This is a genomic window from Aquabacter spiritensis, assembly GCF_004346185.1.
In the GTDB taxonomy this organism is placed as follows: Bacteria; Pseudomonadota; Alphaproteobacteria; order Rhizobiales; family Xanthobacteraceae; genus Aquabacter; species Aquabacter spiritensis.
The window spans coordinates 1-11,407 of the sequence record NZ_SMAI01000027.1 but is presented as its reverse complement, the minus strand read 5'-3'; the positions used below and the strand labels follow the sequence as shown (position 1 = coordinate 11,407).

Sequence of the window (11,407 nt, the reverse complement as noted above, 5' to 3'; positions counted from 1 at the left end):
CGGAAATTGCTCATCGGCGGCGCTCAATCCAGGAGAATCACTCAATGACACCGAATCGCATCTCGCCGGTCGCCTCAAGTCCGACAGGCTCCTAGAACGGCGCCAGCCCGGCCAGCCCAGCGCCTGCGTCCACCCCTCCATCATTTCATTAGTTGAAATGATGTTCCATTGACAGACTAGCACCTTACTGCCAGAATGCAACGCACTTGATTAAGAAGAAGGCGGATCTTTTCAAACTCCGCACATTTAGAGATCAAAAACGAACATATCGCGGGGATTGCGCGCGATATATCAAATATACGTATCCAAATATGCTCTATTACCCATCGCCTATCCCGGCGATCTACTCCGCTTTGACGCATCGCGCGCACTGTAGAAACAAGCAAAATAGAAAAGGGGAGGAAAATGGCGATCCTTAAGAACATCCGCACGCTCGGCCTTTGCGCCACCATGCTGTCCACGGCCCTGGTCGGGGCACAGGCGAAAGAGATCAAGGTCGGCGTCATCTACGACCAAACCGGCCCCTTCGCCGGCGGCGGCTCGGTGAATGCCTCAATAGGCACCCAGATCGCCATCGACCTCATCAACGAGCGTGGCGGCATCGAGGGCTACAAGATCGTTCCCATCAACGTGGACGCCCAGTCCAAGGTGGAAGTGGCCATCAACGCTGCCGAGCGCCTCATCAACGACGACAAGGTCGATCTGGTGATGGGCGTCTATTCCAGCGCCCAGTGCGTGCCCATGGCCGCCAAGGTGGACAACGCCAAGGGCTTCATGTGGGCCAACGTCTGCATCTCGTCGGCGGTGTTCAAGGACCGCAACCTGAGCCGCGTGTTCCGCGCCCAGGTCCATTCCGACCAGTATGGTGAGGCTTCGTGCAAGTTCCTCGCTGAGCAGTCGAAGGCGACGCTCGGCATCGCGCCTGCCGACCTAAAGGTGGCCATCATCCATGAGGATGGGCCCTACGGCAGCGGCGTCGCCAAGGCCAATGCGGAGGCATGCAAGAAGGCCGGCATCAACGTGGTGCTGGATGAAGGCTACGCCGTCAGCGCCACCGACCTGTCGCCGCTGATCGCGAAGCTGCGCCGCGCCCGGCCGGACGTCATCCTCCACACCGGCTACAATCCCGATATCGCGCTATTCCTGCGCCAGGCCAAGGAACAGGGCCTGAAGTGGAAGGCACTCATCGGCCACGGTGCCGGCTACGCCAACATCGACCGCATCCGCGAAACCGCCGGCAAGGACGTGGACTATGTGATGGACGTGGACCCGGTGGCTGCCCAGTTGCTCGACCCCAAGACGCTCGCCCCGGGCCTTGGCGACGTGATCACGGAAGTGCAGAAACGCTTCAAGGCGAAAACCGGGCAGGACTATGCCGAAACCAACGTCTGGATGGGCTTCAACCAGTCGTGGATCCTGTTCACCGACGTGCTGCCGCGCGCCATCAAGACCTATGGCGGCATCGATCCGGACTCCCTGCGCAAGGCGGCACTAGATGCGGACATTCCGGTGGGCGGCACGGTCCAGGGCTATGGCGTGAAGTTCAACCCGCCCGGCGATTCCATGGCGGGCCAGAATGCCCGCTCCTTCCCGGTGGTGATCCAGCACAATCCCGGCGGCGCCAAGGTGGTGTGGCCCGCGGAGGTGAAGACCGCCGACCCGGTCATGCCCCTGCCCAAGGGCCAGACCTTCGCCCCCTGATCACCTCGGCCGGCGCCGCCTGCAGAAGGCTGCGCCGGCGGGTATCCCGCGCCCGGCGGTTCCTCGCGCGATGCGTCGCGCCCTGGAGAAGGTCATGCTTGCAGTCGAAGGTCTGGTCAAAATGTTCGGCGGCTTTTCCGCCATCTCCAACGTCTCCTTCAGGGTCGGCAAGGGCGAGATCCTCGGCCTCATAGGTCCGAACGGGTCCGGCAAGAGCACGACGTTCAACTGCATCGCCGGCCTGTATGTGCCCACCCGCGGGCGCATCTCGTTCGAAGGGCACGACATCACCGGCAAGCCGGCCAACGCCATCTGCCATGCCGGTATCGGCCGCACCTTCCAGATCCCGCGCCCATTCCACAAGCTCACAGTGCTGGAGAATGTGGCGCTGGCGGCCTGGTTCGGCCAGAACCGCACGGTCAACCGCGAGCAATGCTGGCGGCAGGCGGCCGAGGCGCTGGAGCTGGTGGGGCTTCCGACCACCCCCGAGACCACCACCGAGGGCATGGGCGCCGCGGCCCTGAAGAAGCTGGAGCTGGCCCGCGCCCTCGCCAGCCAACCCAAGCTGCTGCTCGCCGACGAGAGCCTGAACGGCCTCGACCCCTCCGAGATGAACCAGGCGGCGGACATGCTCGAAATGATCCGCCGCGAGCGCGGCATCACCATCGTCTGGGTCGAGCACATCATGGGCGTACTGATGCGCGTGGTGGACCGCGTCGTCGTGCTCGATCACGGCGAGGTCATCTATGACGGCGACCCTCATGGGGCGCAATCCAACTCCGCGGTGATCGAGGTCTATCTGGGCCGCGAAGCGGCAAAGCGCGAGGAGGCCCGCCCGTGAGCATGCTCGAACTTCACGGCGTGTGCGCCGGATACGGCGGCTTCCGCGCCCTCAACGACATATCCATGGCGGTGGAGGTCGGGGAATCCGTGGCGGTGATCGGAGCCAACGGCGCCGGCAAGACCACGCTCCTGCGCGTCATCTCCGGAATGCTGCCCGCCGCTGCCGGCCGCCTCAGCATGGAGGGGCAGGACCTGCGCACCCTGCCCGCCCACAAGGTGCTCTCCACCGGCATCGCCCACGTGCCGGAGAACCGGCACCTGTTCCCGCGCCTGACGGTGGAGCAGAACCTGCGGCTCGGCGCCTTCCTACCTTCGGCCCGGGCGCGCTTTCCCGAGCGGCTGGACTACGTCTACGGCCTGTTTCCACGCCTCAAGGAGCGGCGCCTGCAGTTCGCCGGCACCATGTCGGGCGGCGAGCAGCAGATGTGCGCCATTGGCCGCGCGCTGATGAGCGGCCCGAAGCTCATTCTCCTCGACGAGCCCTCCACCGGCCTTGCCCCGGTGGTGGTCCAGCAAGTGTTCGAGCTGGTCCGCAAGATCCGCGACGACGGCTACACCGTGCTCATCGTCGAGCAGAACGTCACCCAGGTGCTCGCCGTGGTGGACCGCGCCTACCTGCTCTCGGTCGGGCGGGTCGAAATGAGTGGCCGCTCCGCAGATCTGCTCGCCTCCGAGGCGGTGCAGAAGACCTATTTGGGGCTTTGATCCATGACCTGCTCCCTCGACATCTTCTTTCTGGAGGCTGTCCTCAACGGCATTCTCCTGGCCGGTCTGCTTGCGCTCCTGTCGCTCGGCCTCAACCTCGTCTTCGGCGTCGTGGACGTGGTGTGGATCTGCTACGCCGAGCTGGTCATGATCGGCATGTATGCCATCTTCTTCGCCTATTCCACGCTCGATCTGCCCCTGCCGCTGGCCATGCTGATCGGCATCACGTTCACGGCCCTCTTGGGCGTCGCGCTGCACATGATCGTCATCCGGCCGCTGCTAGATGCCGCGCCGATCAACCAGTTGCTCGCCACCGGCGGTGTGCTGTTCCTGCTTCAGGCCGCCGCAACGCTGGCGTTTGGCATCGAGTTCCGCAACATCGGCGTGCACCTGGGCTCGGCCTCGCTGGGAGACATGTTCTTCTCCTGGGGCCGCATCATCACCTTCTCGGTGGCGCTCGCCACCATGCTCGGGCTGCGCTACTTCCTGCGCCACAGCTACCTCGGCCTTGCCATCCTCGCCCTCAGCCAGGACCGACACGTCATGCCGCTTATGGGCGCGGACAGCCGCCGGCTCTATGCCGCGACATCGGCGCTGGGCGGGGGCCTCGCCGGCCTCGGCGCGGCGCTGATGGTGCTGCAGTTCGACATCTATCCGCAGATCGGGCTGCAGTTCGGCCCGCTCATCTTCATGGTCTGCGTGCTGGGCGGTCTCGGCAACATGCTGGGTGGGTTCGTGGCGGCGCTGGTGATCGCGCAGTTCATCACCATCGGCAGCTCCTGCTTCGCCACCGAGTGGGGCTACGCCATCGCCTTCCTCTTCTTCATCCTCATGATGTTCATCCGGCCCCAGGGGCTGCTGGGAGCGCGCTCGTGATGAAGCTCAATCCAGCCTATGCAGTCGGCCTCGCCGCGCTCGTGGCGCTGCCGTTCGCCATCCGCGCCGTGTTTCCGGGCAGCGAGAAATACTACCTGCACATCGTCATCCAGATGCTGCTGTGGGCGCAGATCTACACCGGCTGGGCACTGATGGGGCGGTTCGGCCTCACCTCCCTCGGCCACGGCGCCTTCACCGGCATCGGCGCCTATGTGACGGTGATGCTGTGGAACTTCGCCGGCCTCACGCCGCTCATCGGCATTCCGGTGGCGATCGTGGTGGCGGTGGCCCTGGCGCTCCTCATCGGCTACCCGAGCTTCCTCCAGCGTATCCGCGGGCATTATTTCGCGCTGCTCACCCTGGCCATGGTGGAATTCGTCCGCCTCTGCATCGTCGGGTTGCGCGACTTCACCGGCGGCTCGCTCGGCACCCAGCCGGCGCGCTACGGGGACGGCATCTCCTTTTATGCGGTGCAGTTCGAGGCGGACCGGATGATCGCCTATTTCGTCGCGCTGGCGGTGTGGCTGGCGGGCATCCTCGTCTGGGTGCGGGTGGACCGCAGCATGGACCGCTTCGCCTTGGAGGCCCTCGGCCAGGATGAGGAGGCGGCGGCGGCGGTGGGCATCAATGTGACGCGCGAGAAGCTGAAGATAACGGCCCTGTCGGCCGCCATGTGCGCCTTCGGCGGCGCCATCTTCGCCCAGTACCAGATGTATATCGGCCCCGACACCATCGCCGGCTTCGGCGTGTCCCTCAACATCGTGTTTGGGGCGGTGGCCGGCGGCATCGGTGTCATGCTTGGCCCGACCATCGGCGCGCTGTTCACCCAGTTGCTCAGCGAGGGCCTGCGCATGTTCTTCCAGGGCTCGGTCACGCTGAATGCCATGTTCGGCAGCCGCGTGCTCTCACTCGACACGCTGATCTACGGCGTCCTGCTCGTGCTGTTCATCATTCACATGCCGAGGGGCATCGTCGGAACGGCCATGGAATACTGGCGCAAGCACAAGAGGGGATCGTGAGAGCCGACCCCACGGTGGCCCTTGCGATCCCAGTTCGTTTTCCCGATCAACCACGACGGCAACCGCACGCATGAGCCCATCCTTGATCCCTGGCCCCGGCGCCCTCGGCCACCTTCGCGTGCTCGACCTCAGCCGTGTTCTTGCCGGGCCGTGGGCATCCCAGATTCTCGGCGACCTCGGCGCCGAGGTAGTGAAGGTCGAAGCGCCCGGCCAGGGCGACGACACCCGCACCTGGGGTCCCCCCTTCCTGACGGACTCCGAAGGCAACACCGGCGACGCCGCCTATTTTTCCGCCTGCAACCGCAACAAGCGTTCGGTCACCATCGACTTTGCCAAGCCTGAGGGGGCGGAGCTGGTGCGTCGGATGGCGGCGGGAGCGGACATCGTCCTCGAGAATTTCAAGACCGGCGGCCTTGCCAAGTACGGCCTGGACTATGAAAACCTCAAGGCCGTCAATCCGAAGCTCATCTATTGCTCCGTCACCGGCTTCGGGCAGACCGGCCCTTACGCGCACCGGGCCGGCTACGACTTCCTCATCCAGGGCATGGGCGGGCTGATGAGCGTCACCGGCCATCCCGAGCACATGCCTGGCGGCGGCCCCATGAAGGTGGGCGTGGCGGTCTGCGACCTGTTCACCGGCATGTATGCCGCCGTCGCCATCCTCGCGGCGGTCACCCATCGCGAGCGGACGGGCGAGGGGCAGCACATCGACTGCGCGCTGTTCGACAGTCAGGTGGCCATGCTCGCCAACCAGTCCGCCAACTGGCTCGTGGGCGGCGTGGTGCCGGAGCGGCTCGGCAACAACCACCCCAATGTGGTGCCCTACCGCGTCTATCCCACGGCGGACGGCCACGTGATCGTGGCCTGCGGCAACGACGGCCAGTTCCAGCGCCTGTGCGCCGCGCTCGGCCGCCCCGAACTGGCGTACGACGAACGGTTCCTCACCAACGCGGGGCGCATCGTCAACCGCCAGGTCCTCGACGACCTCCTGACCGAGCTGCTTTCGGAGCACTGTCGCGACGCGGTGGTGACGCTGCTGGAGACCGTCCACGTTCCGTGCGGGCCCATCAACACTGTGCCCGACGTGTTCGCCGATCGCCATGCGCGCGCCCGCGGGCTTGAGATCGAGTTGGCGCGGGAGGACGGCACGAAGCTGTCGGGCGTCGCCTTTCCCGCCCGCCTCAGCGCGACCCCGGCCTCCTACCGCCGGGCGCCCCCCGTGCTGGGCCAGGATACGCAGGAAACCCTACGCACCTGGCTGGGCCTCGATGAGGAAGCGGTCGCCCGGCTGCGGCAGGACGGCGTCGTCTGACGCCGGAACGCCCGCAACCGTAGTTTATTGAAATTATGGTTCATGGAATGAAACAAAGAAGCTAGATGGTGTAACGGGCCGCCGCGAGGCTCGGGCTTTGCGGTGAGGTGGTCATCCCCCAGAATGGTGGTGTGAAACGGAGTCTGACTTTCGTCGGCTCCAAGCATCATCGGAGGATGACCATGGACCATTATGCCGGGATTGACGTGTCTTTGGAAGCATCGAGCATTTGCGTCGTGGATGGAGCCTGTTGCAGAATGCGCTCCCTCCCTTCCGATCCCCGCTTGACCGGGCGAGACCGGGCTGATTCCCTCGGCTGAGGCAACACTTGGCGGGGTCGGATATGGCGAATTTCTACCGCGAGCCGGATCGCAGGCAGCGGTTTCTTCTGCCGGTGGACATGGCGGACTGGGTCCCGGACACGGACCTTGTCCATCTTCTCCTCGATGCCGTCGGCTTGATGGATCTGTCGGCATTTGAGGCGCACTACCGTAAGCGGGGTTGCGGGGCGCCGCCGTTCGCGCCGAGGATGATGGTCGGCCTCCTTGTCTATGCCTACGCGAACGGGCAGCGCTCGAGCCGCAAGATCGAGCGCCTGTGCGAGCGGGACGCGGGGTTCCGGATGATCGTGGGCGCCGAGGTCCCCGACCACAGCGTGATCGCGCGGTTCCGCAAGCGCCACCGGGGCGACCTGGAGGTGCTGTTCGTGGAGATCCTGAAGCTGTGCCATGCGGCGGGTCTGGTGCGGCTCGGGGTGGTGGCGCTGGACGGGACCAAGGTGAAGGCGAATGCGTCGCTGGTGGCAAACCGGACCTCGAAGTCGCTGGAGGCGGAGGTTGCCGCCATGCTGGCGGCGGCCGAGGCGATCGACGCCGCCGAGGACGAGATGTTCGGGGAGGCACGGGGTGACGAGCTCCCCGCCGACCTGAGGGAGCCGTCGGGTCGGCTGTCCCGGCTTCGCTCCTGCCATGAGCGGCTCTTGCGCGCGGCCGACGGGCAACGGGCCGAGCAGCAGGAGAAGATCGACGCCCGCGCGGCCGGGGAGAAGGCGAGCGGCCGGCGCAAGCGGGGTCGCAAGCCGAAAGCGGCCGAAGGTGTCGTGAACGAGGAGGCCAAGGCCAACGTGACCGATCCGGACAGCCGGATCATGAAGAGCCGCAAGGGCTACCTTCAGGGCTACAATGCCCAGGCCATGGTGACGGCCGACCAGATCATCCTCGCCCCCGATGTGACGAACCAGGCCAACGACGTTCGCCAACTGGCGCCGATGATCGCCAGGACCCTGGCCATGATGGAAGCGGTGACCGGCGACGAGGTGGCGCTGGGAGTGGGCCTGTTCGACGCGGGCTACTGGTCCGACGAGAACGCGGCCGCGCAGACAGCGGAGTGCGAATACCTGATCGCCACCACCAAAGACTGGAAGCGGCGCAAGGCGATGCGTGATGCTCCGCCTCCACGGGGGCGGTGTCCTGCGGACATGAGCGCCCGTGACCGGATGGAGCGCAAGCTGTTGACCAAACGGGGCCGGGCACTTTACCGCCTGCGCGGCCAGACCGTGGAACCGGTGTTCGGTCAGATGAAGGAGACCCAGGGCGCGGACCGCTTCATGATGCGCGGCGAGCAGGAGACCAAGGGCGAATGGAGCCTGCACTGCTCCGCCCACAACATCAAGAAACTCCACTCGCCCAAGATCCGCGATCGGATTTTGGATAGGGCTGGCGCTTTGGGCTGAAAGGCGTTTTCGGCCCATTTTGGCAAGCGCCGCCGCGGGCGGTTCCGCCGGTGGCGCTGCGATCGGCTCCGGCCGCCGGCGCCGCGCATTTTTCACGGATTTCGGGCGCGGCTCCGCCGTCGATGCGGCCGATATCGACTCCAGCAAACGCGCCCACAGCGAACGCGCCGACGTCATGAAGTTTCTGGGACGGCGCCTCCTTCTTTCATGATCCGCGCGCAACGCTCGCGGATCCTCGCAAAGATTTCCAACGCCTCGGCGCTGATCTTCAGGAACAGCTGCCGGCCATGGCGGACGACCTTGCCCGCCGTCTGAAACAGGCGCCACCGCACGGTCTGCACCTGCGCGCGCTCCCATCCGCCGTCAAGCGTATCTGAGCGGAAGCCGAGATAAAGATTATAGGTCAGCGCGCCGATGGCGAAGAATACGGCGTTGGCCTCGAAGGTCCCACACGGCATGTAGTCCATGCCGAAGCTATGGCGCGACAATCTGCGTGAGAAAATGCGTCAATCAGGATGAGAAACTGTGACCGCAACGGGAACGATGTTGTTCGGTCTGATTGTCGCTGACAAGCGCTAAGTTTCGTTTTGATTGTCGGGCAGCGACACGGCTTCGAGATCGTTGATTGTCGCGTAGCTCTGCGGCCGTCCGGCGCCTTTTTTCTTGCGTTCGAGTGCGGCACGACGGCGGTAGCTGTCGACGTTGATTTCGAAGATCGTGGCGTGATGGACGAGGCGATCAACTGCGGCCAGCGTCATGGCGGGATCCGGGAAGACCTTGCCCCAGGCCCCGAATGGCTGATTGGCGGTGATCAGGGTGGAGCGGCGTTCGTATCGGGCGCTGATCAACTCGAACAGGACGGAGGTCTCCGCCTGATCCTTGCTGACATAGGCGAGGTCATCGAGGATCAGCAGATCGAATCGATCCAGTCTGGCGATGGCCGCCTCCAATGCCAGTTCGCGCCGCGCCACCTGAAGTCTCTGCACCAGGTCGGACGTGCGGGTGAACAGCACGCGCCAGCCGTTTTCCACCAGCGCCAGACCGACGGCGGAGGCCAGATGCGTCTTGCCGCCGCCAGGTCCGCCGATAAGAATCAGATTGGCGCCTTTGTCGATCCAGCTGTCACCGGCACAGATCGCCATCACGTGCGCCTTGGAGATCATCGGCACCACGTCGAAGTCGAAGCTGTCGAGGGTCTTTCCCGGCAGCAACTGGGCCTCGGCAAGATGGCGTGCCAAGCGGCGGCGGTCGCGTTCGGCGATCTCGTGTTCGGCGAGGGCCGCGAGGAAGCGTGCGGCAGGCCAGCCCTCCTTGTCCGCCCGTTCGGCAAAATCCGGCCAATTCTGCTTGATTGCGGGCAGGCGGAGATCGTTGAGCATCAGCATGAGTCGGGCCCGGTCGATGTTGTGGGTCATGCTGCTTCTCCGATGTCGGTGCCAAGCAGGGCCTCATAGGCGATCAGCGGCATGAGATGGACAACGACCTCGGGCAGCGAGGCGGGATCTGGCGCGAAGCGGGTGCGCAGGGCGGCGATGTCGGGCAGTCGAACCGCCGCGAGATCGTCGGTAAGCTGCGCTGCGAGATCCGCCTCGCAGCCGCGGTCATGGGCGAGTGCCAGAAGATCCACCATCAGGCGGCACGCCGCTCTGTCCGAGAGTTGTTCGAGCAGCCGGTCGAAGGTCAGGCGATAGGCGTCGCGGGGGAACAACTGGTCACGGTAGACGAGATTGAGCAGCGCCATCGGCTTGCGCCGCAGGGCATGGATCACATGGCGATAGTCGACGACATGGGCGTGCTTGCCGGTGGTGGCGGCGCGACCGCGCGCCAGCGTCATCAGCAAGGTGGCGCCGATGAACAATTCGAGGCGATCATCATACAGCCGGACCCGCAGGCGATGGCCGATCAACCGTGACGGCACCGTGTAGAAAACCTTCTTGAGCGTGAATCCGCCCGAGGAGGTGACGGTGACGATCGTCTCCTCATGGGCGCAGGTCCGCTGGCCGGGCAGCTGTTGCAGAACAATTCGCTCGGCGGCGATACGCTTGGCGTGATGGGCGTTCTTGCGGCTGACGATCTCGTCGATGAAGAGGCGATAGCCAGCGAGATCGACGAAGTCGCGGGTGCCGCGCATCAGCAGCGCATCCTCCACCGCCTTCTTGAGATGGCCGTGCGGACCTTCGATCGACCCGTTCTCATGCGCGACACCGCGGTTGTTGCGGGTCGGTTCCATCCCGTAATGCAGGCACAGCGCGTCATAGCGCCGGGTCAGGTCCTCGCGCGCGTCGCTGTCGAGGTTGCGAAACGCCGCCGAGAGGCTGTCGGAGCGATGCTCGTGCGGCGCACCACCCAGGGCCCACAGCGCATTCTGCAATCCTTCCGCCAGCGCCACATAGCTTTCGCCGCCGAGAATGACATGGGCATGCGCGAAACCGGAGTAGGCGAGGCGGAAATGATAGAGCCGATGGTCAAGCCGAACGCCTGCGATGGTCACGGCCAGATCGGCCATGTCGGTGAAATCCGACAGTCCCATCCGGCCGGGCTCATGGATTTGGCGGAAAATCACCTCCTGGTTCGCACCATGCAGGGCCCGCCACGAGCGGATCCGGCGCTCCAGCGTGCGCCGCGTGCCGTCGGGCAGGTCGGGATGGCGCCTTTGCATCTCTTCAAAGATGGCCACCGCGCGCAACTCCGGCGCCGCGGACAGCATCGGCACCACCTCGGCGTCGAAGAACGAGACGAGAGGATCAGGGCGCCGACGCCCGCGTGGCTCCGCCTTGGCCGAGGGCGGTCGGTGATCCTGCTCGAAGCGATAGGCGGTGGCTGTGCTGATCGACGCCTTCGCGGCCGAGACCGCGGGGCCGTCTGTCTGTCGGAATGTCATGTAGAGCCTCATCTGGTGATCGGTGACATGGCGGCCGGGCAATGGCGGATCCCTTCACGAAGAGATCCATCCAATCCTCCAGCCGGTCACGATCAACAGTCGGCCCGCGCTCCCGGCGGGAGCTCAGGCCAAGTCTTCTGACGCTTGCGCCTCCGGTCGGGCTACGCCCTCCCTGCGCCGCAAGCGTCAGAAGACTTTCTCACCTTGATTGTCGCGCGTTCTCATGCTGATTGCCGCGTCGCACGAAGCCGATCTTCAGATCCTTGATGCGGTTCTCGCTGGCGTCGCCGCGCTGGCTATACCACTCCATCGTCGTCGCCGCGTCTTCATTGGTGCGA

The 11,407-nt window shown here is 65.0% G+C and carries 10 protein-coding genes; 7 read left to right on the top strand and 3 right to left on the bottom strand.

Annotated elements, in window-relative coordinates:
* Nucleotides 1-405: 405 nt before the first annotated feature.
* The 7 genes from EDC64_RS22990 (at nt 406) to EDC64_RS22960 (ending at nt 8,188) form a co-directional block, all read left to right on the top strand.
* Nucleotides 406-1,701, top strand: a complete 1,296-nt coding sequence (locus tag EDC64_RS22990; RefSeq protein ID WP_132036156.1) for an ABC transporter substrate-binding protein — start codon at nt 406-408, stop codon at nt 1,699-1,701.
* Nucleotides 1,702-1,795: 94 nt separating this feature from the next.
* Entirely contained in the window at nt 1,796-2,542 is a 747-nt protein-coding gene (locus EDC64_RS22985; RefSeq protein ID WP_132036154.1) for an ABC transporter ATP-binding protein, read from the top strand.
* Nucleotides 2,543-2,544: 2 nt separating this feature from the next.
* On the top strand, nt 2,545-3,249 hold the full coding sequence (locus tag EDC64_RS22980; RefSeq protein ID WP_132036158.1) for an ABC transporter ATP-binding protein: 705 nt from the start codon (nt 2,545-2,547) through the stop codon (nt 3,247-3,249).
* A gap of 3 nt (nt 3,250-3,252) precedes the next feature.
* On the top strand, nt 3,253-4,125 hold the full coding sequence (locus EDC64_RS22975; protein ID WP_132036152.1) for a branched-chain amino acid ABC transporter permease: 873 nt from the start codon (nt 3,253-3,255) through the stop codon (nt 4,123-4,125).
* On the top strand, nt 4,125-5,144 hold the full coding sequence (locus tag EDC64_RS22970) for a branched-chain amino acid ABC transporter permease (RefSeq protein ID WP_132036149.1): 1,020 nt from the start codon (nt 4,125-4,127) through the stop codon (nt 5,142-5,144). The genes EDC64_RS22975 and EDC64_RS22970 overlap by 1 nt, the downstream gene beginning before the upstream one ends.
* Nucleotides 5,145-5,214: 70 nt before the next feature.
* A complete protein-coding gene (locus tag EDC64_RS22965) occupies nt 5,215-6,456 on the top strand; it encodes a CaiB/BaiF CoA transferase family protein (protein WP_132036147.1) in 1,242 nt (413 codons plus the stop codon).
* A gap of 343 nt (nt 6,457-6,799) precedes the next feature.
* Entirely contained in the window at nt 6,800-8,188 is a 1,389-nt protein-coding gene (locus EDC64_RS22960; RefSeq protein ID WP_207916172.1) for an IS1182 family transposase, read from the top strand.
* A 173-nt stretch (nt 8,189-8,361) separates the two neighbouring features.
* Here the strand turns inward: EDC64_RS22960 and EDC64_RS22955 are convergent, their stop codons facing one another.
* From EDC64_RS22955 to istA, 3 genes are all read right to left on the bottom strand, one after another.
* A complete protein-coding gene (locus EDC64_RS22955) occupies nt 8,362-8,676 on the bottom strand; it encodes a transposase (RefSeq protein ID WP_274594965.1) in 315 nt (104 codons plus the stop codon).
* 87 nt (nt 8,677-8,763) lie between these two features.
* Nucleotides 8,764-9,603 carry an IS21-like element helper ATPase IstB gene (istB, locus tag EDC64_RS22950; protein ID WP_132036141.1) on the bottom strand — a complete coding sequence of 280 codons (840 nt, stop codon included), beginning with the start codon at nt 9,601-9,603 and terminating at the stop codon, nt 8,764-8,766.
* The gene (istA, locus tag EDC64_RS22945) at nt 9,600-11,111 is read right to left on the bottom strand and encodes an IS21 family transposase (RefSeq protein ID WP_132036139.1); all 1,512 of its coding nucleotides are present in this window, start codon (nt 11,109-11,111) and stop codon (nt 9,600-9,602) included. Before istA ends, istB begins: the two co-directional genes overlap by 4 nt.
* Nucleotides 11,112-11,407: the final 296 nt, after the last annotated feature.